This window comes from Sphingobacterium puteale, assembly GCF_050986225.1.
GTDB lineage: Bacteria > Bacteroidota > Bacteroidia > Sphingobacteriales > Sphingobacteriaceae > Sphingobacterium > Sphingobacterium puteale.
In genome coordinates this window covers 1,364,964-1,388,904 of the sequence record NZ_CP158959.1, presented here as the reverse complement: position 1 = coordinate 1,388,904, position 23,941 = coordinate 1,364,964, and the positions used below count along the sequence as shown (strand labels likewise).

The 23,941-nt window shown below is 40.9% G+C and carries 23 protein-coding genes and 1 tRNA gene; 2 read left to right on the top strand and 22 right to left on the bottom strand.

Annotation, left to right across the window (positions count from 1 at the left end; genetic code table 11):
- Nucleotides 1-40: 40 nt before the first annotated feature.
- The 7 genes from ABTV71_RS05785 to fucP all read right to left on the bottom strand — a co-directional run bounded on the left by ABTV71_RS05785 (nucleotide 41) and on the right by fucP (nucleotide 7,435).
- On the bottom strand, nucleotides 41-868 hold the full coding sequence (locus ABTV71_RS05785) for an amidohydrolase family protein (RefSeq protein ID WP_121124949.1): 828 nt from the start codon (nucleotides 866-868) through the stop codon (nucleotides 41-43).
- Nucleotides 869-893: 25 nt separating this feature from the next.
- Nucleotides 894-1,751 (bottom strand): fumarylacetoacetate hydrolase family protein, encoded by an 858-nt coding sequence (locus tag ABTV71_RS05780; protein ID WP_104383188.1) that lies wholly within the window; start codon nucleotides 1,749-1,751, stop codon nucleotides 894-896.
- 37 nt (nucleotides 1,752-1,788) lie between these two features.
- On the bottom strand, nucleotides 1,789-2,553 hold the full coding sequence (locus ABTV71_RS05775; RefSeq protein WP_121124948.1) for an SDR family NAD(P)-dependent oxidoreductase: 765 nt from the start codon (nucleotides 2,551-2,553) through the stop codon (nucleotides 1,789-1,791).
- Between the two features lie 2 nt (nucleotides 2,554-2,555).
- Complete coding sequence (locus ABTV71_RS05770; protein WP_433902471.1) at nucleotides 2,556-3,869, bottom strand: alpha-L-fucosidase; 1,314 nt, start codon at nucleotides 3,867-3,869, stop codon at nucleotides 2,556-2,558.
- A gap of 109 nt (nucleotides 3,870-3,978) precedes the next feature.
- On the bottom strand, nucleotides 3,979-5,637 hold the full coding sequence (locus tag ABTV71_RS05765) for a UxaA family hydrolase (protein ID WP_121124945.1): 1,659 nt from the start codon (nucleotides 5,635-5,637) through the stop codon (nucleotides 3,979-3,981).
- Nucleotides 5,638-5,640: 3 nt separating this feature from the next.
- Nucleotides 5,641-5,973 (bottom strand): L-rhamnose mutarotase, encoded by a 333-nt coding sequence (locus ABTV71_RS05760; protein WP_433902470.1) that lies wholly within the window; start codon nucleotides 5,971-5,973, stop codon nucleotides 5,641-5,643.
- A gap of 196 nt (nucleotides 5,974-6,169) precedes the next feature.
- Entirely contained in the window at nucleotides 6,170-7,435 is a 1,266-nt protein-coding gene (fucP, locus tag ABTV71_RS05755) for an L-fucose:H+ symporter permease (RefSeq protein ID WP_433902469.1), read from the bottom strand.
- Between the two features lie 143 nt (nucleotides 7,436-7,578).
- On the opposite strand from fucP, the gene ABTV71_RS05750 reads away from it, so the two are divergent.
- Nucleotides 7,579-8,442, top strand: a complete 864-nt coding sequence (locus ABTV71_RS05750) for an AraC family transcriptional regulator (protein ID WP_121124939.1) — start codon at nucleotides 7,579-7,581, stop codon at nucleotides 8,440-8,442.
- On the opposite strand, the gene ABTV71_RS05745 is transcribed toward ABTV71_RS05750, so the two are convergent.
- The 8 genes from ABTV71_RS05745 to ABTV71_RS05710 form a co-directional block, all read right to left on the bottom strand.
- A complete protein-coding gene (locus ABTV71_RS05745; RefSeq protein WP_121124937.1) occupies nucleotides 8,431-9,399 on the bottom strand; it encodes an NAD(P)H-quinone oxidoreductase in 969 nt (322 codons plus the stop codon). The two genes, ABTV71_RS05750 and ABTV71_RS05745, sit on opposite strands and share 12 nt — an antisense overlap.
- A 133-nt stretch (nucleotides 9,400-9,532) precedes the next feature.
- A complete protein-coding gene (locus tag ABTV71_RS05740) occupies nucleotides 9,533-12,286 on the bottom strand; it encodes a TonB-dependent receptor (RefSeq protein ID WP_433902468.1) in 2,754 nt (917 codons plus the stop codon).
- A 134-nt stretch (nucleotides 12,287-12,420) separates the two neighbouring features.
- Nucleotides 12,421-12,948 (bottom strand): ferritin, encoded by a 528-nt coding sequence (locus ABTV71_RS05735; protein WP_108637070.1) that lies wholly within the window; start codon nucleotides 12,946-12,948, stop codon nucleotides 12,421-12,423.
- 378 nt (nucleotides 12,949-13,326) lie between these two features.
- Complete coding sequence (locus ABTV71_RS05730; RefSeq protein WP_433902467.1) at nucleotides 13,327-13,731, bottom strand: DUF6686 family protein; 405 nt, start codon at nucleotides 13,729-13,731, stop codon at nucleotides 13,327-13,329.
- A 243-nt stretch (nucleotides 13,732-13,974) separates the two neighbouring features.
- Nucleotides 13,975-14,334: a ribosome hibernation-promoting factor, HPF/YfiA family gene (gene hpf / locus ABTV71_RS05725; protein WP_108637072.1), complete on the bottom strand. Its 360-nt coding sequence runs from the start codon at nucleotides 14,332-14,334 to the stop codon at nucleotides 13,975-13,977.
- Nucleotides 14,335-14,348: 14 nt separating this feature from the next.
- The gene (locus ABTV71_RS05720; RefSeq protein ID WP_121124933.1) at nucleotides 14,349-15,230 is read right to left on the bottom strand and encodes a tyrosine-type recombinase/integrase; all 882 of its coding nucleotides are present in this window, start codon (nucleotides 15,228-15,230) and stop codon (nucleotides 14,349-14,351) included.
- 103 nt (nucleotides 15,231-15,333) lie between these two features.
- Complete coding sequence (rpsU, locus tag ABTV71_RS05715) at nucleotides 15,334-15,528, bottom strand: 30S ribosomal protein S21 (RefSeq protein ID WP_046672133.1); 195 nt, start codon at nucleotides 15,526-15,528, stop codon at nucleotides 15,334-15,336.
- Nucleotides 15,529-15,618: 90 nt separating this feature from the next.
- Nucleotides 15,619-16,251, bottom strand: coding sequence for an HAD family hydrolase (locus tag ABTV71_RS05710; RefSeq protein WP_433902466.1), 633 nt, complete (start codon nucleotides 16,249-16,251; stop codon nucleotides 15,619-15,621).
- 89 nt (nucleotides 16,252-16,340) lie between these two features.
- Between ABTV71_RS05710 and ABTV71_RS05705 the strand changes: the two genes are divergently transcribed.
- A tRNA-Ile gene (locus ABTV71_RS05705) sits at nucleotides 16,341-16,414 on the top strand.
- A 176-nt stretch (nucleotides 16,415-16,590) separates the two neighbouring features.
- On the opposite strand, the gene ABTV71_RS05700 is transcribed toward ABTV71_RS05705, so the two are convergent.
- The 7 genes from ABTV71_RS05700 to ABTV71_RS05670 form a co-directional block, all read right to left on the bottom strand.
- Nucleotides 16,591-20,235 (bottom strand): M1 family aminopeptidase, encoded by a 3,645-nt coding sequence (locus tag ABTV71_RS05700; protein WP_433902465.1) that lies wholly within the window; start codon nucleotides 20,233-20,235, stop codon nucleotides 16,591-16,593.
- Entirely contained in the window at nucleotides 20,228-21,112 is an 885-nt protein-coding gene (locus ABTV71_RS05695) for an ABC transporter ATP-binding protein (protein WP_433902464.1), read from the bottom strand. The genes ABTV71_RS05700 and ABTV71_RS05695 overlap by 8 nt, the downstream gene beginning before the upstream one ends.
- A 187-nt stretch (nucleotides 21,113-21,299) precedes the next feature.
- The gene (locus tag ABTV71_RS05690; protein WP_433902463.1) at nucleotides 21,300-21,812 is read right to left on the bottom strand and encodes a GNAT family N-acetyltransferase; all 513 of its coding nucleotides are present in this window, start codon (nucleotides 21,810-21,812) and stop codon (nucleotides 21,300-21,302) included.
- A gap of 168 nt (nucleotides 21,813-21,980) precedes the next feature.
- On the bottom strand, nucleotides 21,981-22,373 hold the full coding sequence (locus tag ABTV71_RS05685; RefSeq protein WP_108637078.1) for a glyoxalase: 393 nt from the start codon (nucleotides 22,371-22,373) through the stop codon (nucleotides 21,981-21,983).
- A 22-nt stretch (nucleotides 22,374-22,395) separates the two neighbouring features.
- The gene (locus ABTV71_RS05680; RefSeq protein WP_433902462.1) at nucleotides 22,396-22,845 is read right to left on the bottom strand and encodes an SRPBCC family protein; all 450 of its coding nucleotides are present in this window, start codon (nucleotides 22,843-22,845) and stop codon (nucleotides 22,396-22,398) included.
- 100 nt (nucleotides 22,846-22,945) lie between these two features.
- Nucleotides 22,946-23,365 carry a DoxX family protein gene (locus tag ABTV71_RS05675; protein ID WP_433902461.1) on the bottom strand — a complete coding sequence of 140 codons (420 nt, stop codon included), beginning with the start codon at nucleotides 23,363-23,365 and terminating at the stop codon, nucleotides 22,946-22,948.
- A gap of 21 nt (nucleotides 23,366-23,386) precedes the next feature.
- Nucleotides 23,387-23,809: an SRPBCC family protein gene (locus ABTV71_RS05670; RefSeq protein ID WP_433902460.1), complete on the bottom strand. Its 423-nt coding sequence runs from the start codon at nucleotides 23,807-23,809 to the stop codon at nucleotides 23,387-23,389.
- Nucleotides 23,810-23,941: the final 132 nt, after the last annotated feature.

The following is a 23,941-nucleotide window of genomic DNA, read 5'->3' as shown; positions in this document are numbered from 1 at the left end:
AGCATGCATTCTTTCCCTTTCATGCATACTGATTTCTTTCTTATAAATTATATACACGTATAGCATTCTCAGCCCAAAACGCATTTTTTTCCGATGCTGTAAAGCTGCCCAGTTTATCCTCCACTATTGCAATACTTTCCTCATAGGACGCTGCCAAAAGGCATACCGGCCAGTCCGACCCGAACATAATCCTGTCTTTTCCAAAACGTTGAAAAATATGGTCGAGATATTGTGTAAAATCATCCAATTTCCATCCGGTCCAATCTGCTTCCGTTGCCAGTCCGGACACTTTACATACGACATTTGGGAAGGCAGCAAGCTTATCGATAAACGCGGCCCAGTCATCAAACTCTTTTGATTTAATGGGCGGTTTGGCGATATGATCCAGCACAAACTGCAGGTTCGGATTCTGCTGTACACATTGTAATGTAGCCGCGTAATGACGCGGACGGATCAATAAATCGTAGGTGTAACCAAAAGCGGCCAGCGCTTTCAAGCCCTTCAATACAGCGGGCCGAATCAAAAAATCCGGATCCAACTCCCCCTCAACGACATGACGGAAACCTTTGATTACCGGCAATTCTTTATAGCTGATCAACTGTTGCTCAATATCTTCGGCCTGAAGGTCGATCCAACCGACAACACCCTTGATAAAAGGGTAACTTTTGGATAGCTGCACCAAGTAGTTTGTCTCCGCGTCAGACTGATCGGCCTGAACGGCCACACTACCTGCGAATCCATTTCGCTCCAAAACAAACTGCATATCCAGGGGCGTAAAATCCCGTTGGATAGCCTGCATTTCGTCGGTAATCCAACTGTCTCTAACGGGATCGTATTGCCAAAAATGCTGATGGGTATCTATACGCATAATAAAACCTAAAATATTAGCTAAATTAATTTTTGGAATAAGCAACCACAGTCTGACGCGACTCGCCGAGGCCATCTGCTCCCAATTCGATCACATCACCTGCTTTTAAATAAATTGGCGGATTGAAGCCAAGGCCCACACCAGCTGGTGTTCCCGTTGAAATCACGTCACCCGGCAATAGGGTCATAAATTTGGAGACGTACGATACAACGTGGGCAATCGAAAAAATTAAATCCTTAGTATTTCCATCCTGATAGGTTTTTCCGTTCACTTTCAACCAGATGCGCACATTATTGATATCCTTAATTTCTTCTTTGGTTGCCATAAACGGCCCCATCGGAGCGAAGGTATCACAACCTTTTCCTTTATCCCAGGTGCCGCCACGTTCCAACTGGTACTCGCGCTCAGAAACGTCATTGTGCAAGACATAACCCGCCACATAATCCAGCGCCTCATGTTCCTCCACATAAGAAGCTTTTTTACCGATCACAATACAGAACTCCACTTCCCAATCTGTCTTTACAGAATCTTTAGGAATCATTACGTTGTCGTATGGTCCTATTAAAGAAGTAGTAGATTTCATAAAAATAATAGGTTCAGCAGGAATTGGGGCATTGGTTTCCTTTGCATGATCCATATAGTTCAATCCGATGCAGACAATTTTGGACGGACGGGCAAAAGGTGCTCCGATACGTTCTTCCTGAGGTATTTCAATAAGCTTACCTGCATTTGCTTTGACGAATTCTTCCAAACGAGCCAAGCCATCCTCTGCAAAGAACTGCTCATTGTAATCTCCACCAAATGCACTTACATCGTAATTTACGCCGTCAATCTGAACTCCGATTTTCTCTTTGCCGAAGGCTCCAAAACGTATTAATTTCATATTTTTATAGATTTGAGATTTGTATGGTATCTAACATTTAATTATTCAATTTAATAAAACCACCATCAATAGGATAGTCATTGCCGGTAATAAAACCCGCATCATCACTACAAAGGAAAAGTGCTAATTTAGCAATTTCTTCCGGCTGTGCCATACGGCCTATCGGTTGGCTTGCAGACAACTTTTCAAACATTTCCTCTTCTTTACCGGGATAGTTCTTCGCTATAAATCCATCCACAAAAGGGGTGTGTACACGGGCTGGCGAGATACTGTTGCACCGGATGCCATAAGCCATATAATCCCGTGCTACAGACATTGACATTGCATAGATCGCACCTTTACTCATGGAATAGGCGAAACGATCCGTAATCCCAACCCATGCCGCGATTGAAGCCAGATTTAGGATAGCCCCTGCTCCCTGTGCCTTCATGATCGGCACAACCGCATATAATGCATTATATGCACCCTTCACATTCACATTAAAAACGCGTTCAAAGTCTTCGGATTTACAATTTTCTAAATTACCAACGTGGGCAATGCCAGCATTATTCACTAAAATATCAATTTTTCCGATATTTTGAGCTATTGTGCCAATTTCTTGTTGATCGGTCACATTACAACGATTGAACACAGCCTGTCCTCCCAGAGCCAAAATTTCCTCTACTACAGCATTTCCACCTTCCTCATTTAAGTCCAGAATATGGACTTTTGCTCCTTCCACAGCAAATTGCACACTGATAGCTCGGCCAATTCCACTACCACCGCCTGTAATAACAGCTACTTTCTGTTCTAATTTTCCCATTGTTATTTAATTGTTAGCGTTAAAACCAGATCTGCCTCATCGTTTGACGCAGGCAAATCCAATCGTAAACTATGATCTATATTACTGAATTTAATATCCTTATTGCCAATAAATGTCTTTACCTTCTTCACCTGATAAGGTAGCTTGGCAATAACTAATTCTTTTTTCCCGGGTTTAAGGATATGCAGGAATACCTGATTTCCTTTTCGCGTCAATGCATAATCATCTGTAGGTGCGACTCCCCCGGCTTCGGTTCCATAAATGGTCTCACCATAAACAGCTAACCATTTTCCGAGATCTTTTAAGCGATCTTGTTGATAGTCCTGGATCTCGCCATTCGGCATCGGCCCTACATTCAGCAACAGGTTTGAGCCATGTCCGGCCGCCTTGACCAAGTAGGTCAAGACCTCTCTGAACGATTTACGTGTCCTGTCTTTCAGTTCAAAACCCCAGGATCCGGCAATCGTGCCACATACCTCTTTGGGCAATTTGCCGACATCATGTGCGCTTGTTCCAAATCCGGTGGTGTTCTCCCCTGGCAGGTCTCGTTCAAACATCTGAAAGTCCTCCCCTTCAAATGGAGCCAGATGGTGATTGTTACCCACCAAACATTGCGGCTGCAACTTGTGGATCAATTCATAAATTTCGCTTAGATGCCAATCCTCCTTTGGTTTGTCCCAATGTCCATCAAACCAGATTCCGTCAATTTGCCCATATTGCGTAAGCAGCTCGGTCAACTGACTTTTCATAAACTGCACATAATGATTCCAATCGCCTTTTGTGGAATCACGCCCTGCAATACCACTACCTGTTTTACCTGCCGGCAAATAATCATTCCGATGCCAATCCAGTAATGAATAATAAAACATGACTTTTATCCCTTCTACACGGCAGGCCGCCACCAGTTCCTTCACGATATCACGTTTAAACGGGGACTTTTTTACGATGTTGTAATCGGATGTTTGACTATTCCACATCGAAAAGCCGTCATGGTGCCTGGTTGTAAAAGTAATGTACTTGGCACCCGATTGCTTAAATAATTTTGCCCATTGTTTTGCATCAAAAGAAATGGGGTTAAAAAATTTAGGCAGCAACGCATACTCATCCAGGCTAATATTCTGATTGTTCATGACCCATTCGCCATCCCCCAACACACTATATACCCCCCAATGGATAAAGACTCCGAATCGAGATTGTTCAAACCATTCCCTATTTTTTTGGTTTTCAGGGCTTGGTTGATAATGTTGCTGGCTATAACCATAGGAAATGGATCCAATGAGCAGGGCTAGGCTGCAGATGACATGTTTTAGTTTCATATGGAATTATTTATGATGTAAAGGTCATATGGAATATCCGGACCATTTTGTATGCTGTCTGTGCTTTTTTAAGACATGGATATTTCATTATGCTTGATAATTTGGTTATTTACAAAGAAACACCCCTTCGCCAAGGAATAAAATCATCCTGTCCCAACAAGACTGCTTTAGGTTTAATTTCACCTGAAGCAACTTCAATCACATAATCAAGGATGCGATGCGCAGCCTGTTCAATGCTCTCCGTACCTTCGATAATGGTACCACAATTGAGATCTATGATATCAGGCATTTTTTCAAAAGTTTTGGTATTGGTGGATAGTTTTACCACAGGGGTAATGGGGTTTCCTGTCGGTGTGCCCAGGCCTGTTGTAAATAATACAATATTCGCTCCTGCAGCAACTTCCGCAGTGGTACTCTCGACATCATTCCCCGGTGTACATAGTAGGTTTAGCCCTGCACCATTAGCAAGTTCGGGATAATCAATTACGGCTGCTACCGGTGAGGTACCTCCTTTTTTTGCCGCTCCTGCAGATTTGATCGCATCCGTAATCAGGCCATCCCGGATATTGCCCGGAGAGGGATTCATATAGAAGCCCGAACCATCTGCTTCCGCCTTAGCGTTATAGGTACGCATTAAGCTCATAAATTTCTCCGCAGTAGCTTCATCCACACAACGGTCACTAAGTTCCTGCTCCACGCCACATAGTTCCGGAAATTCAGCTAAAATGACCGAACCGCCCAAAGTTACCAGAATATCGGAAACAAAACCCAATGCCGGATTGGCAGAGATCCCTGAGAAGCCGTCTGAGCCACCACATTCCAAACCAATACATAATTTATCCAACGTGGCTGGTTTGCGCTCATTTTTATCCGCCTGCATCATGCCCGCAAAGGTCGCTTTGATCGCCTTTTGCATCAGTTCTTTCTCCGTACCCTCTTTTTGCTGTTCAAAAATGTATAAAGGCCTGTCGAACCCCGGATTTCTTTTCTCGATTTCAGCCTTTAGAATGGAGGCTTGCGCATGTTGACAACCTAAGCTCAATACAGTCGCTCCCGCGACGTTTGGATGGGTTATATAACCGGCCAGCAAACCACAGAGGGCGTCGGAATCCATACGTGTACCCCCGCAGCCCATTTCATGATTCAGAAACTTAATACCGTCAACGTTTTTAAACAAACGTTCTTGTTCATTTGAAGTTGGATTGGCCAATAAGTCCTGCCCGAGAATCTGGTTCACATCTGCTCCGGATTTGTATAAATCTATTAAGTCTTCTACTTCGGCGATATAATTATTGGCTTTCACTTTATAGCCCAGCTTTTCTTCGAAAGCCGCTTTAAGCGTCAGGACATTCCGGTTTTCACAAAATACCAATGGAATGACCAACCAATAATTCGCTGTCCCCACCGTACCATTTGAGCGGTGGAACCCATTGAATGTTTTGTCTTTAAATGCGGTGACATCTGGTTTGACCCAAGCGGTCTTGCGGTCTCCCATTCTAAAGTCTTCGGATGCGTGACGTAGATTTTCCGTTGTAATCAATTCACCAGCACTTAAATCCGCATTCAGCTTGCCGACCAAAACGCCGTACATCAATATTTCGGCATCTCGTTTCATCGGCTGAATGGTAAACTTATGTTTGGCCGCAACGGCTTGTTTCAAAGTAAACTCGCTGCCTTCGAAAACAATTGTCGTTCCTTCGGCCAAGTCCTGTAAAGCAACCAGGACATTATCCATCGGATGGATCTGTAAATAGCGTTGTATGGCCATAATTTAAACTAATTCAAATATTTTATTCATCAATACCCATTTCTCACCGGGTTTGGCTCCCGGGATCGCAGCCTGATATTTCCACATCAGTTGCTCCCACTCCTGTACCTTTTCATTGGCCGCATCCATAGCTGCTTTCTTTTCAAATGAAAAATTCGCACCAACTTCCATGTTCATAAATAGTCTATTCTCAAAACGATAGATCTCCATCTGCGTTACCCCGGCATCCAAGATCGATTGCTTGATCTCTGGCCACACCGCACGGTGATAATCCTCGTACTCTTTGATCAATTGTGGATCATTGACAAGATCCAATGCCATGACATATTTTTTCATCTATATAAATTTGTTTTTTTTCGTGATGAAGCGATCAGATTTATCATCGAGTGTATTTTTTAAACGCATTCATAATTTTCCTTCGTTGTATCCATGAACTGATTTACTCATTAAATTAGTATGCTAAGGTATTGATGAACTCACTTCGTTCGGTTCACTCGGTTTGATTAAATCATGATGGTTTCATTGTTCGTTATTAATGTGATTTAAGATTTTCTGTTTCGGCGATACGCACATTCCTATTTTGAAAAGCAAAGGCCAACACCACAACAAAACAGACTAAAGGCACAAAATAACCGTATTGAAAATGGCCTGTTTTATCCGATATAAAACCCAAAAGCGGCGGCAATAAAGCCCCGCCTACAATAGACATAACGATTAAGCTGGATGCAGATTTAGTATCTGCGCCAATACCTTGTACACCAAAAGCAAAGATGGTCGGGAACATAATGGACATAAAAAATGCGATTCCGATCAAGGCATATAATGTTTGTACCCCCGTTCCAAAAATAACGAACAGCGATAACACGATCGTAACAAACGAGTAGATGATCAACAACTTGGACGCAGACATAAAACGCATAAAGAAAGTACCGATAAATCGACCCAACATAAATGCAAGTCCGGCAAAACCAGCGTAGTCTGCCCCATCTTTACCTGATATTCCCGCTACTTCGGTCGCATATAATACCAGAAAGCTCAAAATACAGACCTGTGCACCAACATAAAAAAACTGTGCAATAACAGCCCATCTTACATTTTTATGCTTCAACGCGTGAAAAAAGCCAGCTTTTCCCTCTTCCTCATCATCTTTGATATCCGGTAATTTGGTAAAGAAAAATAAAGCAGCGATCAATAAGATCAATACCCCTAAAACAAGGTAAGGCATTTTTACGGAAGCAGTTTCTGACTGAATATAAGCCATTTTTGCCTGTTCAGCCATTTGCGCTAGTTCTTCCTGCGATTTAGGTTCGTGCGACAAAATAAATTTCCCGCCGAATATAGGTGCCAGAAAGGCCGCAAGTCCATTGAATGACTGCGCAAAATTTAACCTTTGCGCTGAGGTTGAAGGGTCACCCAGTATCGCCACATAGGGATTGGCAGCCGTCTCTAAGATCGTCAAGCCACAGGCAACAACGAATAGCGCGCCCAAAAAGAATACATAACTGATCGTGTTCGCTGCCGGAACGAATAAAAAGCAGCCCAGTGCAAAGAAAAGCAGTCCGATCAGAATGCCCGCCTTATAACCATAACGCTTCATAATAATTCCCGCTGGGATCGCCATCACAAAATAGGCGATAAATACCGCTGAATCAACCAGAGATGCCTGGAAATGCGATAAACTAAAAGCATTCCGCAAATGTGGAATCAAGATCGGATCAAGGTTATGGATAAATCCCCAAAAGAAGAACAAGGAGGTCACCAAAATCAAGGCAAATGTGTAACTCTTTTTGTTAGTCATATATTCAAATGGTTATAAGTAGTTATTTTATGTAAAATAAGCCTAAAAAACTTAGACAATATTCAAGTATATTATCAATTTATTAAGCTATATTACCATATCCAAACAGAAATAAGTAACTTTAATGCATATATTTCATAGTCATGAAAGCACAGTTACTGCATTTAGACAACGACCTTACCCATTCATTCAATGCGAGAAGAGACGATACGCCGCAATATCACAATATTTGGCACTATCACGAAGAGCTCGAACTGATTTATTTTGCTGAAGGATCTGGCACACAATTTATTGGCGACAGTGTACGACGTTTTGAATCCGGAGATATCACTTTGGTAGGTTCCAATCTTCCCCATTATTGGTTGTTTGATGAGATTTACCTACGGGAAGATCGTCCCCAGGCCGCAGATATACGGGTACTGCATTTTAAGGAAAACTTCTGGGGGAATGAATTCACCAACCTGCCGGAAAACAAAAATATCAAAGACTTGATGCGGATTTCGAAACGGGGGATTGCACTTTCCAGCTCTTGCCGGACGGACACGATAGCACATATTGATGCCATATTAGATAGTGTGGGCACCGCCCGTCTTATTCACCTGCTCCAGCTTCTTATGACCATTGCCGCAGAAGAACAACATGACCTATTAACCAGCACAAGCTTTACGATTCAGTCACAGGACCAAGATGCGGACCGTATGCGCATTGCCATGCATTATATCGGTGAAAATTATCGGGACCAAATCCGTCTACAACAACTAGCCTCATTGACAGGTATGACCCCTAATTCATTTTGTCGTTATTTTAAATCACAGCTCGGGAAAACACTTTTTCAGTTTCTCATTGAAATGCGTGTAAAGACCGCATGTAATCTCCTGATGGAAAACAAGCAGACAATCAAACAAATCTGCTTCGAATCCGGATTTCAAAACTTTTCAAGTTTCCACAAATATTTCAAGAATATCACGGGCACAACGCCCCTCAATTATCAAAAATCAAAAAGTTAAGACGACTTTGCCCAGCAAGACGGAATCTTCCATTAAACGATGCGCCTCCGGTGCCTCCTCAAATGGAAGAACATGATACAGGACCGGTTTAAAATCTCCGGAAACAATCTTAGGCCACACCTTAGCCCAGATCTCATTACGTAATAGTTCTTTAAATTGACGGTCCCTTGCTCTAAGGGTACTTCCGGTCAATGTAATCCGCTTTTGCATCAATTTAAGCAAGTTCAATTCCACTTTTGCGCCTTGCATGGCATTGATATAAACCAGATGCCCATCAGGGTTCAGGAGAGCTATATTTTTTTCAAAATAAGCACCGCCAATACTATCCAAGATTACATCAACCCCCAGATCGGCCAATGCCAGCTGAAAGTCCTCGCTTTTATAGTTGATTACTTTCGATGCACCAAGGGATTGACAAAAATCGCCCTTTTCCTCCGAACTAACGGTCGTATAGACTTCTGCCCCGAATAAGACTCCCAATTGAATCGCGGTGCTCCCGATCCCGCCGGCTCCGCCATGAACCAAAAAATGGTCACCCGCCTGGAGCTTTCCCCGACGAAAAACATTATCCCATACCGTGAAAACGGTTTCCGGAAGTGCCGCCGCCGCTTCAAAAGTCAGATTAGGCGGAATAGGAAGACAATGTCCTTGATATACGGAAACGTAATTTGCATACCCACCACCGGCAACCAAAGCACACACCGGATCACCGATATTCCAGCTGTCGACCAGACGCCCCTTTTCGACAATAACACCAGCCACCTCGAGTCCCGGAATTCGCGGATCGACACCTGCAGGAGCGGGGTAGTTTCCCTTTCGCTGGAAAACGTCCGGCCTGTTCACCCCTGCCGCCTTGACTGCTATCAGCACATCCAAATCACCTACCCGCGGTTGTTCAAGTTCCTCAACCTGCAATACGTCCGGGCCGCCCGGTTGGGTTATAACTACTGCTTTCATCTGTGAATACTTATTTATTATGTTTTATCTATGCTCGTCTAAAGAGTCTATTTTTTGGTTCAAGTATCCAATGGGCCTATCCATTGTTTAAATCACCTACTCTGAATACCGATATCTTTATCTGCGTGTTTAATCAGGATTTCTTTGGATATTTTTGTAACCTTATATTGAGTGAGAGCATAAAATAACGGGCCAGGCGATTATTTTGAACATCCAATATATCGTTTCCGACAACAGCACGGGAGATTCCCGTATTCTGATTCATCAAATCGAACCCCTGAAACCGCAGCATCCCCAAGTTATTGCGTCCAAAAGTGTATTCCAGATAAGCATTGATGATCGTTGGATTGATATTGCTCCATGAACTTGAATACCCCGCGTTAAACTTTTGGGACATCTCCAGCCCCATGGTAAAATGCTTGCCCATATACGCTTTTGACCCAAGGCCCACAATTCCTGAATGCGCCGTAATATTATCCCGAACGGGCCAATCAAAAGTCGCCCGGTTCAGCGAATAATTTCCATTGAGCTCTGCCTCAAAAATATCGTTCCAGGCATAGCGAAATTGAATTGCCTGTGTGAATAAAAAATGTCCACCAAAGCTTTTCTTGTCATTGACATACGATATATTATTGTAGTAATCAGCATTCCCGTTAAGGCTCATCTGTAAGTTATCCGAAAACAAAGAGGCTGTAAAAAGATAGTAGCTCTTGAGATCAAAATAGCCTTCAGTATTACGGTATGTTGTTTTTTGTACTGTTGAATTAGGCTCAATAGTACGATTTGCCACAATTTTATCATTGACGAGATTATAAGCAAGACTAGCTTCAAGATATTGCCCCTTCCGCGTCATGGATTTGCGGTATTTTGATACAATGCTATGTGCAAATTCAGATTTCAGATCCTTGTTCCCAATAACAATATTCTGGGTATTGGTATTATCCACTACAGGTTGTATCTGATAAAAACTAGGCTGGTTATTTCTCCCATAATAATCGATGGCAAGATCCTCGTCTTTCGTAAACTTCCATTTTAGCCCAGCCGAAGGAACCAGATTGACATTCGGGTAGGAAGTTCGTATGTTTTCATTTGTTAAAGCCCCGTTTAATTCTGATGCCTGTACTGCAAAACCCAAATTTATCTTAACATTTTTTCCTATATCCTGACGGTATACCATCCCCACCTTATTGTTAGCAAAAGAATAATCGTATTTTAAACTTAATGAATCTATCTTAGATTGAAGTATATTGTCGAAAGTCGAACGACTGGCATCAATTTTTGTGTAATCAAAATCGTAATTGATCTCCAAAACACCACCAAGGTCCACAGGCTCAACAAGTGACAAGCGGCTTTGGATATTTTTACTTTCGTTATTGGATCGGATCATTTGATCTAGATAAGTATTTGTGACCTTAGGCGGAGTCAGGCTGCTATCTACTTCTGTATTATTATCACCTAATACCTCATCTTTATCCAAGGAGTTAAAGTCTGAATGAAAAGTATATAGTATTTTTCGGCCCGGTTTGTCAAAACTACGGACATAAAATAGATCAAGCGCTGCTGCAGGACTCTCGGTACTATTCGCCGCATCATAGATCCCCGTACTGCTCAATCTATTGTTTTTTATCCGTCTATCTTTTAACGTGCGGCTTGTGGAATTGGTCCAGGAGAGTTTTGGAGAGATCTTCAATTGATCTTTAGGCGACAGCTTCATATCAAAGTCCCAGTCCATCTTGTGTGTCCGGTCAACCGACTTTATTTTGTAATCCTCATAGTTACTGATTGCTGTGCTATTTCCTTTTCCAGATCCATAAATAGATTGCAAAAAAGAATTTCCTACCGTATTATTATTACGCTGTGTAAAAGAGTATTTTCCACTGGCGTTCACCTTCTTAGAAAGTGGACTTGAAAAACTTGCCCCGATAGAACTTATCTTATTAACACCATCGGTGGGATCAGCAAAATCTGCCAGTTCGCCCATTTCCCGTTCCCGCTCCCCTCCATTCGGAGAACCGAAAGAAAAGAGATTGGTATTTGTATTATTCATCGAAGACACCATGGAATATTCCTTTCCATTATCAAATCTATTCACCCCGATACTTCCCAGATAGCGCTCTGCGGTTCCCCCGCCCAATGTCGCCTGCCCAAAGGTGATTTTTTTCTTATCTTCTTTAAGAACAATATTTAGTACTTTCTCAGACTCCGTACTTTTGATCCCTTTCGCCGTTGCTTCATCACCATAAAAATCAATGACCTGCACACTCTTCACGAAATCCGCCGGAAGGTTTCGTGTAGCCGTAAGCACATCGCCACCAAAGAATTTTTTACCATCAACTTTTACCGAAGATATCGCTTTCCCAAAAGCATAGACTGACCCGTCTCTGGATACTTGCACGTTGGGCAAGGCCTTGAGCGCCTCCTCTAAAAGTGCCCTTCGATCGAACTGAAAAGCGTCCAGATTAAACTGCACGGTGTCTTGCTTATAGACAATAGGTTTGTATTTTTGGATAACGATTTCTTTGAGCAAGGATACATGCGGAAACATGGTCAATTTTCCCACATCCAATTTGGCTGTGCTACTATTGTATAGTGGATAACTTCTTTCGAGAATACTCAAACCTATCTGGCTACAACTTATGCGAATGTCGTTGCCCAGAACCCGTCCAAAGCGGAAATAGCCGGTAGCTGAAGTTGACGAAAATAAGGTATCCCGGGAACTCGTCAAATGCACGCTAACACCTTTCAGCGGGTTGCCGGCAGTATCTACAACAATTCCATAAACTTCTTTTTTTGTCGCCTGACCAAAAGTGCTTTTAGGCAGAAAAAATAAGCTTATAATGGATAACAAAAGTATAAACCGGATTATATCCCCGCCCCTTAGTTTCATCAAACAGACTTTGCAATAATACAATTCAATATAAGAATTCTTAAGCTATTAACGTAAAAAGTTGTGATTTTGTATAAAAAAAAACGAGTTGTCAGGAAAACAACTCGTTCTTTCAACTAATTTTTTATAATCTGTTACTCACCAGCAAAGGTAACCTTCACAAGATGTTTGTCAATTTCCCAACGGCCTGTACCATCTTCACCAATGACATCAAATAATTCCAGGATACGTCGCGCAACAAATTCCTCCTCTACCTGCTCTTCAAGGAACCATTGTACAAAGTTGAAGGTTACATAATCCTTCGCTTTGGCACATTTATCAGCAATATTATTAAATTGCTCTGTTACAAACATTTCCTGTTCCAAAGTCTGCTCAAATACACCACGGAATGATTCAAAATCTTGTGGGATACCTGTAATCTCCGGAGAGATTGCACGTCCACCACGATTGTTGATGTAGTTGAAAAGTTTCAACATGTGCTCACGCTCTTCGTTAGACTGCTTTGCAAAAAACTCAGCAGCGTTTTCCAAACCTTGATCATCACACCATGAAGACATCGCCAGATAGAGAGCTGAAGAGTGTGCTTCTACTTTGATCTGTGCATTTAGTATATTTTCGATCTCTTCTTTCAAAGAAGATTTTAATTTCAATAAATCTTTCATATTTACCTTAAGTTTAATTTCTAAAACAATGTCAAGTGATATACATTATCACCCGATTACATTACAAAGATACATCGGATTTGGAAAATCTGTATAAATAATCTGCAATACAAATTCAGTCTAAATTAGACAGGAAAACCGCAACTTGTTTAGAATCAATACAATTACAAATACCGCTCATAGATACTTTCAATAACCCATAAATTTAAATAATGATAGCCCTGTTACCCCAAAAAACGTCGATTTTCAATAAGTATAGCAGAGCACGAAAAGGATACTTATTTAATTTTAATTTAAATAAGCAAACCATATAACAGAAAAAGCGGTGTATCTTTTGTTTAGACACACCGCTTTTTCTGTTATTTTATTATAATGTACTTATGCCAAGACGGCAAAAGGTGATACTTGTAGACAGGTTCTGATGACCGAATTTAATTCCATCATAAACTTAGCACCATCCAACAGCTCGCGAAGTTGAAGTACATTCTCTACAGCAAGAATGAAGCATCTTTCTGTACGAAAAGGCATCACAATCTCAAAATCAGATGAACGTGTGGTATCATTGATCATGTGTTCTACATCAATTGCATCCATACGCTTTTTGAATTTCAAAAAGTCTGACACCGAAAAAGATGTCGTTTCGTTATTATACTCCAACCAGAAGCAATTTTTACGGCTACATTGATATACCGTACCAGCTGTAGTGGAAAATACTTCTTCAACGTGTGCTAATGGACAAACCAATTTTGACATTTCTATTACCTTCTCTATTAAACTGCTCAAAAATAAATATTATTTATAATCAATCCAAGTAAAACCACTAATTATTTTGATTTAATATAAATAAGCTTCACCGCCCAATATTACTGACAAGTTGCGAATCTCCCCAAACAAGCTAAAAAAATATGCAAGCCGAAGAAGCGAGCAGCGCTTGAATACTTAAAAAGCCGGGACAGCTCGATGGTTCCCATAAAAAAGGAGGTCAGCTTAAACTGACCTCCTTCCTTATAAGTATGTAATATTTTTTTAATCGTATTCTTCCTCTTCTTCTTCCTCTACGGAAAGTACTTCTTTGCGATTGCTAATAACTGTATTTTTTGTCTTTGTTTTATATTTGTTAATCTGTCTACGCAAGGATTCTACAGCGATATCTGTCGCCTCCTCAAAACTCTTCGCTTGCCCTTTTGCGAAAAGTTGGCTTCCGGGGATGTTCAGTTTAATCTCTGAAATCTTATTTGCCTCGTCATCGACATTTTCCAATCGCAGGTAGCATTCACCACCGATAATTGAATCCAAAAACTGCTCTAATTTTCCTGTCTTCTTTTTAATGAATTCGATTAACTTTTGATCTGCATTAAATCGAATGGATTGCACAGTAATGTTCATTTTTCCTCCTTTTTTTAAGCTTTTGGATGAGCTTGTTTATAAATAGACTTCAATCGTTCTGCTGAGTTGTGCGTGTACACCTGCGTCGCCGCAAGTCCCGCATGTCCCAACAGCTCTTTAATTGCATTTAAATCTGCCCCGTTATCCAATAGGGCCGTTGCGTACGTATGCCTCAAAATATGAGGACTCCGCTTACCTTGTGTGGAAATCAGTGTTAAATAATGATGCACAATATCATAGATGAGCTTGGCATACGCTGGTTTACCTTCTTTCGTAACAATCAGTAAGCTGTTATTAGTACCAACAAATTGCGACGCCTTTTGTTGCAAATAGTTTTTCAATTCTTTTACCAAAAGATCATTTATCGGAACAAGGCGTTCTTTGCTCCTTTTACCTAATATAAGGATATTTTTATTAAAAAAATCTATATCCTGCTCCTTAATTTTCAACAGTTCGGCCAGACGGATTCCCGTCCCAAAAAGTAGCTCCATCACCAGATAATTCCGGCACGACTCAAAATCATGCTGCTCCTGTTCCAGATGGTCTAGCAGACGAACCAGTTTTTCTTTCTCCACAACGACAGGTAGTTTTTTTGCAGTCTTTAAGGCCTTAATAAGTGTCATCGGATTTTTATCCAGGCATTCCTCACGCTGAAGAAATTTAAAATAGGTCCGCAACGAAGACATGCTTCGATTGACAGAACTCGCATTCTTACCGGACTCCATCATCTTCGCAAAGTAATGCCGTAAATCCCTGTAAACAACATCCGATAACATGAGTCCCTCCGCATTTAAAAAAGACCAAAACATCTCCAGCTCGTGCCGATAGGCAACAACCGTATGTTCTGAATATCTTTTTTCAATCTGCAAATACCGAATAAACTCCTTTTCCAACATAATTTCCCTCGCTATACTATCCTTAAATTACAAACTTAAAAGCACAAAAAAAAGGGAAAAGCAATGCTTTTCCCTTTATATTTTTAAATTCTCAGCGAATCAATTAGTTAGCCACATCTTGATTCAAAGATTGTTTGTAAATCGCTTTTTTCACTTGAATGCGACGAGTTACAGATCTCTTTTCATAAGCTTGACGTGAACGCAACTCTCTTAAAACGCCAGTTTTCTCGAATTTCTTCTTGAAACGTTTTAATGCTCTATCTAAAGATTCTCCTTCTTTTACATTTACGATAATCATGCGTTGTATATACCTCCTTTCGTCGCTTTTAAAATTTAAAGTGGGACAAAGGTACGATATTTACGTTGAATAAGAAAAGAAAAATAAATTTTATATTAATCCAAATTCCTCCAAGATCATTTTCAAGGGTTTCTCCTTGGTACACAATGCCGTATGCCAGCCTAATTGTTCAGCTGTAGCCAAATGCTGCGGACTATCGTCAATAAACAACGTCTCCGCGGGATTTAAATCCTGCTCCGCCATGACCAATTCGAAAATCTCGGCGTCCGGTTTACGCATGCCCACCAAATGCGAATAATAGGTTTTTTCAAAAAATCCTTCATTATCGGCAACAGCATATTTTTCATGAATAGCATTCATACAGTACGCATAATGAATCGCATTATTATTGCTCAACAAAAAAGTACGATACTCTTCTTTCAATTGCAATAACAACGCATGATGTCCCTCCGGGACGCCGATCAATAAACTGTTCCATGCTCCATCAATTTGCGCGTCAGTCAAGGCAGGATTTTTGGTAATCGCACGAATCCCATCCCGGAATTCCGCAGCACTAATTTTTCCCTTGTCAAAATCGTCAAAAAGTGCACTTTGGCCATGATGCCCAAAAACTTCGTCAACATTTTCTATACCTAACTGAGTAAAAGCAACTTTCAACTTCATAAAGTCGATCATGAAGATTACATTTCCATAATCAAGAACAATATTTTTAATTTTTTCCATCGAATTATTTTGAAATACCAATACAAATATCGATAATTGCATCGTCAAAACGGCATAACCAATGCTGAAATTGACAAAACAAACGACCTGCTCCTATAGCTCAGTCGGTTAGAGTAGAAGACTCATAATCTTTTGGTCCCTGGTTCGAGCCCAGGTGGGAGCACAAAGCAAAAAGTCGCTTTCCTACATGGAAAAGCGACTTTTTTGCGTTTAATTCCCACTCTTCACCTATTATTCGCCGGATAGTACCTATTACAGTCTACACAGTTTTACAATCTGTTATGGCCGTTTTATAATTCGTTAGAACAATGCCCGGGATAACAACAAATCTGGACTTCGTTAGATATCTTTTCTATTATCATCTGAATCAATATCAATCAGTTTGTTGTACGGATCCACACCGACCTGCGTAGGTTTTTGATCGACAACTAATGTCAACGTATTATTGATCTGATCAATACGATGTTTTTTGAGGTAAATTTCCAGTGGTTTTCCATTTTTCTTATCCGCCGCTTTTGAAAAAATACCAATCTCAATATAGTCCCTCAGTGGTAAGGATTTCAATGTCACCCGATCTGATTTTTTAAATAATAACGGGTTGCTACCTTGATCATTGTAACTCTTTTTCCCATTGGCATCCACGCGATACTTAGCCACTTCAAATTGAATATCCACTTGATATTTTCCATTTTTCAGCTTTTTAGTACTCACCTTCTCCACTTTATTGTTGTACAGGGTGATTGTCTCAAACATATCTTTGATCAGATAACGAAGTGAATCAGGTGTCGCTTTGCGAAAGTAATCCACAAATTCCAAGGATGTTGTATAGGGTGGATTTTGGAAAGCTGTGCTGTCCAGATAGGCTTTTGCTGTCTGGTTGAAAACATGTTCACCCAGATAGTCACTCAGCGCATATAAGACCAAAGAACCTTTTTGATAATGAATATACATTTGGTTTTCGTTGTACATCAATGGTCTCTCGCCTAATTTTTCTGCACTTCTCCCCTTTAGATAACCATCCAGTGCATCTTTGAGAAATTTGCGCATCTGTCCTTTTCCATACCTCTTTTCCAGTACTTTCAAAGAGGAATATTCAGACATACTTTCTGACATCAATGTGGCACCCTGCGTATTGGCGCCGACAACTTGATGTGCCCACCACTGATGCGCTATTTCATGCGCGGTCACAGCATAGGGATAATCCACCGCATCGTCTTCTTTATCATCCACATCCGCAATAAAACCTATCGCCTCCGAAAAAGGAATGGTATTGGCAAAAGACTGCGCAAACGTTCCGGCTGTTCGGGGAAATTCAACAATTCGAAGTTGCCGATGTTGATAAGGACTATATTGGCTAGTAAAATAGGCCAAGGAAGCCTTGCTCGAGGCCATCATCCGATCAAGATTATAGGTATGCCCTTTGTGGTAATAGATTTCCAAATTAACACCATTCCATTGATCCTTTTTCACCTCATATCGAGCGGAATTAAAAGCAAAGAAATTCAGGATCGCTGAATCCATTTTATACTGGTAGTATTTTCTTCCGTTTTTCTCCCATTTTTTGGTCAAGTATCCTGGAGCAATGGCCAATTGATCCGTATCGGTACTCACTGTTGCCTCAAACCTAATCCAGTCTGCGTCATTTGAAATATAGTTATTCTTTCGCGCATTGGAATCAGTGGGCGAAGCCATACGATCCCGATAAGGTAGTCCATATTTTTTACGGATATCATTATCCACCAGCTCGCCCCGGTCTAAATAGCCGATATTCGGAAACAGCATATTGTTAATGAAAGTTCCATTGCCTTTAACGGGAGACTTCTCGTTCACCCAAGTATTGGCGGGACTAACTGTAGTAAAATTTAAGACGATAGAATCCCCCGGCGCCATTGGCTTGACCAACTTATAGATATTGAAATTGTAAATATCATCGGCAGAAATCAGCTTATTAGGAACATCAAAAGAGAAGGTATAGTCATAATCATTATAATTGACAAAAATGGAGTCTATGGCAACAGTCGTTTTATTCTTCAGCACATAAGAAGCCTGTGCTTTAAAGCTACGCGTCGAAGGATAGATATCCATATTGAACTTGATGTCAACAACACGGGGCTGAGGCCGAAATTGATATTTTTTGTACCTCTTTTCCCATTCCACGGACTGCTTTTCATGATCAAGACTTGTATAATAAGGATTTTTAATATGGTTCTCATAATATATACCCCCACCGATCCCTAAAAAACCAATTAAACTCAGGAGAAGAACTGTTATACTGCTCGGGCTTAAGCGAGCTTTCAAGATCGCCAAGCGTTCCTTCATGCCGGAGAATCCGCCTCTACGCCAAAGTAAAAGAGCTATTGTAAGAAAAAACACCGCAAATAGCAACCAATAGGCCCGATAAGTTAAAAAGGGTAAGATATAGCCAAAACCGTCCATATCTGAATAGTCAAGCCCCGGCCCCTGGTTAAACTGATAAATCGCCTGCTCTACGCCTACCATCGATAAAAATGGCAATCCGATAAATAAGGTTAACAGGATAAAAAAACCAGCCAGATAATTTTTGAAGAGCGTATGTACAAAGGTGGCTACAAATAGCCATACGATATTTGCCAACATACCATACACCATCAGGTGCATGATGTATTGCCCGATTTCGAAATGATAATAATGATGATAGACCTGAAATGCCATACAGGTGAGCATTACCACCGTGAGCAAGGTCAGTTGCATCAAGATGATCGCGATTATCTTGGACCCCATAAGCGCCCAATTCGGAACTGGCGTCACATCCAATAGTCCGCCCATGCGTGTAATACTACCTCGATGAACCAATAAACCAGTGAAGAGGAAAGTCAGGATCAACAAAAAGAATTTAAAGGTCGTTCCAGGTATCATCAGCATTTTCCAGGTAACGGGGTAAGTCGAGGTACCAAAAATCGCACCGATTGTACTAGCCATCAAAAGGATAAACAGCACACCGACCAGGGTTAGGATCAAAAAAACCGGATTTTTAACAATGTATCGATAGTCATACCGCGCCAGTGTCCAAGTCGTTTTCAAATAGTGGACGGTTGAAAAGTCGTAGCTTACTTTCGGTAGATTGAGCCGAAAAACACTGTCAAAATTATTCTTTGTCAGGCGTTTTCCTTTCTTGCCTGTTTTTACTGAAATGGAATCCTGTGAGAAAGAAAATAACAGATAAAATCCACCAATAAACAATGCTGCCACAGCGAGCCATATCAGACGATTATAGATAATTGCCCCCAGAAAAGGAAGATTGTTTGTATTCTTTTCTTCAGGAGACCAATATTGTGTGTAGTAAGAAATGGCGCTATCACCAAAGGGATCTATCAATGCCCCGAGATAGCGATTATCGGCGTTTGTTGTCAGATTCTGGACAAGTACCTGTACAATAATAAGCACCAGCACCGCAACAAAACCTACATATACGTTACGGGTAAAAGTGACCAATACAAAAATAATAGCGCTAAGGATAACCAGATTGGGAATAACCTGAATAAGATAGGTCTGGAAGTAGGCTAAAATATGTACGGGACCCAACAAATCTGGATTAATCCCCGGAACAAACTGTGCAACAACTATACCTAAGGTCGATGCCAGTACGATGACGAGTACGACAGCCATCGATCCAAAAAACTTACCCAATAGATAATCTGTTTTGGTAAACGGATAACTAAAAAGAATGGTATGTACATTATACTGAAAATCCCGATAAACACAGGCCCCCACAATCGAGGGAATTAAGAAATAGATAATGGAAGACATCCCGTTTATCATCTCATTAATAGCCCAAGGCGAATTTCTGATGGTATTGGATGAAGTCGTCGCCGTGACGCCATCAAATATCCCTAGTGAGGACAACATGATGAACAACGACAGGACAAAGAATAAAGCCATATAAATATAGACGGCGGCACTCTTAAACCAACGTGTAAACTCAAAATTAAAAATCGGACTAAACATGGCGCTGGTCAGTTTTTAGTGCAACAAAATAGACATCTTCCAGTTGTCCTTGTGCATTTACGAAGGATTCATCTGGCTGCACATCAGTATAAACCCGGATATTGAGTGTATTATCCTGATTATAGTTTGTAGAAATGACGTTATACTTCTGTGTATACTCATCCAATTGATCGCGGCTAATGATCCGTACCCAGATCTTGCCTTCCAATTGTTCTATTGTCTCCTTTGGCGTACCGCGCAATAGTATTTTCCCCCCATTGAGAATAGCAAGTTCATGGCATAATTCGCGGACATCATCCACAATATGAGTCGAGAAGATAACCGTATGATTGGTTCCGATCTCCCGCAATACATTTAAAAAACGGTGTCTTTCAGCCGGATCCAGTCCCGCAGTAGGTTCGTCAACAATAATCAGTTTGGGATCGTTCAGCAATAACTGGGCAATACCGAAGCGTTGTTTCATTCCTCCCGAATAACCACTCACACTCTTGTTTCGGACATCCCAGAGGTTGGTTACTTCCAGCACACGCTTGATGATAGCCTGCCGATCAGCACCTGTCTTAATCCCTTTGAGTTTCGCGAAATAGTGTAATAAATCTATCGCCGAAAGGTTCGGATAAACACCAAATTCCTGTGGTAAGTAACCCAAAACTTTTCGCAGTTCCATTTGCTTTCCAAGAACATCAATATCACCAAAAGTAATGCGACCATAATCGGGCTTCTGAAGAGTAGCTATAGTGCGCATCAAGGATGATTTTCCTGCCCCATTTGGTCCGAGGAGACCAAACATTCCCGGCTTTATTTCTAAGTTTACTTCGTCTAGTGCCTTTACACCATTAGGATAGGTTTTACTGAGATTTTCTATTGATAAATTCATAAATAAGTTTAACTGTTAATAATTCGTTAGTATACTGCAACGACAATTTGTTACAACAATATAACAAAATTTCACAAGAAAACAGGCAGATCTACCTATTTTTCAATGAAATATCAACTAAAAACAGTTATTGCCCATACAGCTCAATCGAGGTATGAAAACCGTATAGGCAGATTGGAATGGCCGCTTAGAGCTTTAACTCAAATAGACTTACCGTAGCCTTATCATAATGCGCGGGCAGACCGGATGTATCACGAAGTTTCTTTAATCCAAGAAATTCGAAACCACATCTGGTATAATGTTCAATAAGTCCCTTATTTTCCCCCACTGTATCCAGGCGAACAAAATTCTTATTATTTGCAATGGCATATTCAATCGCCCAATGCACAATGTATTGAACGAGATTCTGGCCTCTAAAATCGGGGTTTGTGGCAATGCGATGAATATAAACCGCCGGGTCTTCATTTCTTTCTTCCCAGATATCAGGGTCATCGAATGTGGTCGCCCAGACACAGGCAATATCCCGACCGGCAACCATTTTCCATTGCCTATGCTCTTTCAGTTCCTGCTCAATAAGCTTTCGGTCAAATTCAGGCCAAGAAACAACGGATTTTGCTTTTTGAAAATCCGTCGCAAACTTATAAAACTTAAAAATCGAATCAATATCCTGCGGGGTACTATTCCGTATCTGTAGTTCCATTATTATCACTAAATTACTGTTATCAACTTTGCCTGAAGCATACACAAAATTACACTTCTGCGAATAATGGTAATGGATACAGATCATTTCTATATTAGGGTATCAGTTTCTGGTGCCATTTGCCCAAATTGCCACAATAATAGCTGTTGGCTACAACGGAATAAACTTTCATCCCAAGATCCCCAATATCCATTTTACGTCAAAAATATCTGTCACTTCCACCAATTGATCCGTCTCGTTGTTACCTAATACGGGTTGACCAGCCCCTGCCGCCAGTTTAGCGACGAGCCGTCCACGGTCAGCCACATTCGTACAAGGTAAAAACACCGAAAGATAGTTGCCAATTTTTCGACCATCATCGTGTACCAGATCCGAACCATAGATGACCACACTGGGAGAAATAAGAGAGGCACTTACAATAGGTAGCTCTGAATACCCATTTATTTTTTTATCTAGCCTGTCAAAATCCAGGCTCCCGCCAAAACATGACTGATAAAACGTAAGCGCCTTTCTACAATCCCCCGAAAATGTGATAAAAACCCCGCTTCTTAACCGTTCCATATCCTAAACAAATTGAATTAAACTATGCATCCGGTATGACGGGCTCCACAAGTTTTTTCATTTTTTCCAACGATTCCTGCCATCCCAGGTAACACATTTCGGCGGGGATAACCTCAGGAATTCCTGTTTGTTCTATTTTAAGTTCAGTACCGCAGCTGACTGCACGCAGCGAAACTGTCGTTGTCATTTCTCCTGGTAAATTGGGATCATCAAAGCGGTCAACATATTTGATAAATTCATTGGGTATGATTTCCAAATATTCACCGCCAAATGAATGACCATTGCCCGTACCAAAATTGATAAATGTCATCTTAAACTGACCGCCTACTTTAAAATCCATCTGCTGTACAGTACAGACAAATCCATAAGGCGGTAACCAAGTGGCATGCGCTACCGGATCCGCGAATGCACGGAATACTTTTTCAGGGCTGGCCTGAATAATCCGATGTAAAGAAACACTATTTGTTTTCATCTCGTTTGATTGTTTATAATGTAAATAGATAATACTACCTTTTTGTTCTTTTTAATAAATTCTCAATAAACCGATCCTTTCGGATGGGGGCACTGTCATATTAAGATATCGCTGATGCGCCTGTGTATGTATCCTGCTGTGCGGCACGGCTTGCACCAGCTAGCTTTGACCGATAGACATAAGATAACATCAGTATACCCAATACAATAAGCGGCAATAACATATAGGTTATATTTTTATCCACACAAGCGTGGCTGATAAAGGCAAATAGTAAACTGAATGTCAATCCTGCATAAGCCCATTCTTTTAATTTAGCCGGAAACTGCGGAATGGCAATGGCTATGACGCCAAGAACTTTACAGATAATAAGGGCATAAGCGAAATAATCCGGATAACCCAAGGGCTTCGTTCCTGCGTTCATATATTGCGGTGCAAATAGTAATGTGCCCAGTGGCATAACGCCTTCCCAGATAACAATTAATATTGTAGCTATCCGGAAGATAATTTTATTTTTTTTCATGATGTTGGTATTTTATGGAGATTAATTTGTTGATTCAACGTGTTTTACAAAATTATTAAGAATAGCTTGCCAACCTTGCTTCTGAAATTCAGGATCATTCATCTGCTCCGCATCAAAGGTGGTGCTCATAATTGTCTTTCCACCTCTTTCAGAAAATAATGTGCTTACTTTCCGACCATCTGACATGGTATAGGCGATTTCCTGATACAATTCTACCTTATCATAAGTCCCCTCAAAATCGAACCCAAAACTTCCATCCTTTGCTTCCATCCGATTTTTAAAAGTACCATTCACACGCAAATCGTTTTGACTGCTTGGACAATGCCAGCTTGGATCCGCGGCATTCCATTGCATGATATCCGCTGGCGCATTCCATTGCTGCCACACTTTTTCCACCGGTGCATTTACTGTGGCTTCCACGTTGATTTTTGTTTGTCTTTCCATGATTTCTTTTTATTTGTTTATAATGATATAGCAAAGATGCAAAGGATTTTAAAGGCCGACGTATTGTAAAACCGACAACTTTAGGGGTGGATTACGACAAAAACAATTTGTACCTTTATCTCATAAACCCAA

Coding starts and splice junctions, on each gene's coding strand:
- ABTV71_RS05670 (WP_433902460.1), bottom strand. CDS start 23,809: ATGGAAAGACAAACAAAAATCAACGTGGAAGCCACAGTAAATGCACCG.
- ABTV71_RS05690 (WP_433902463.1), bottom strand. CDS start 21,812: ATGGAACTACAGATACGGAATAGTACCCCGCAGGATATTGATTCGATT.
- hpf (WP_108637072.1), bottom strand. CDS start 14,334: ATGAACATTACTGTGCAATCCATTCGATTTAATGCAGATCAAAAGTTA.
- ABTV71_RS05765 (WP_121124945.1), bottom strand. CDS start 5,637: ATGGCCATACAACGCTATTTACAGATCCATCCGATGGATAATGTCCTG.
- ABTV71_RS05760 (WP_433902470.1), bottom strand. CDS start 5,973: ATGAAAAAATATGTCATGGCATTGGATCTTGTCAATGATCCACAATTG.
- ABTV71_RS05735 (WP_108637070.1), bottom strand. CDS start 12,948: ATGAAAGATTTATTGAAATTAAAATCTTCTTTGAAAGAAGAGATCGAA.
- rpsU (WP_046672133.1), bottom strand. CDS start 15,528: ATGATTATCGTAAATGTAAAAGAAGGAGAATCTTTAGATAGAGCATTA.
- ABTV71_RS05740 (WP_433902468.1), bottom strand. CDS start 12,286: ATGAAACTAAGGGGCGGGGATATAATCCGGTTTATACTTTTGTTATCC.
- ABTV71_RS05675 (WP_433902461.1), bottom strand. CDS start 23,365: ATGAAAAAAAATAAAATTATCTTCCGGATAGCTACAATATTAATTGTT.
- ABTV71_RS05785 (WP_121124949.1), bottom strand. CDS start 868: ATGCGTATAGATACCCATCAGCATTTTTGGCAATACGATCCCGTTAGA.
- ABTV71_RS05680 (WP_433902462.1), bottom strand. CDS start 22,845: ATGAAAACAAATAGTGTTTCTTTACATCGGATTATTCAGGCCAGCCCT.
- ABTV71_RS05780 (WP_104383188.1), bottom strand. CDS start 1,751: ATGAAATTAATACGTTTTGGAGCCTTCGGCAAAGAGAAAATCGGAGTT.
- ABTV71_RS05695 (WP_433902464.1), bottom strand. CDS start 21,112: ATGAATTTATCAATAGAAAATCTCAGTAAAACCTATCCTAATGGTGTA.
- ABTV71_RS05700 (WP_433902465.1), bottom strand. CDS start 20,235: ATGTTTAGTCCGATTTTTAATTTTGAGTTTACACGTTGGTTTAAGAGT.
- ABTV71_RS05720 (WP_121124933.1), bottom strand. CDS start 15,230: ATGTTGGAAAAGGAGTTTATTCGGTATTTGCAGATTGAAAAAAGATAT.
- ABTV71_RS05745 (WP_121124937.1), bottom strand. CDS start 9,399: ATGAAAGCAGTAGTTATAACCCAACCGGGCGGCCCGGACGTATTGCAG.
- fucP (WP_433902469.1), bottom strand. CDS start 7,435: ATGACTAACAAAAAGAGTTACACATTTGCCTTGATTTTGGTGACCTCC.
- ABTV71_RS05710 (WP_433902466.1), bottom strand. CDS start 16,251: ATGGAAAAAATTAAAAATATTGTTCTTGATTATGGAAATGTAATCTTC.
- ABTV71_RS05775 (WP_121124948.1), bottom strand. CDS start 2,553: ATGGGAAAATTAGAACAGAAAGTAGCTGTTATTACAGGCGGTGGTAGT.
- ABTV71_RS05750 (WP_121124939.1), top strand. CDS start 7,579: ATGAAAGCACAGTTACTGCATTTAGACAACGACCTTACCCATTCATTC.
- ABTV71_RS05685 (WP_108637078.1), bottom strand. CDS start 22,373: ATGGAACGGTTAAGAAGCGGGGTTTTTATCACATTTTCGGGGGATTGT.
- ABTV71_RS05770 (WP_433902471.1), bottom strand. CDS start 3,869: ATGAAACTAAAACATGTCATCTGCAGCCTAGCCCTGCTCATTGGATCC.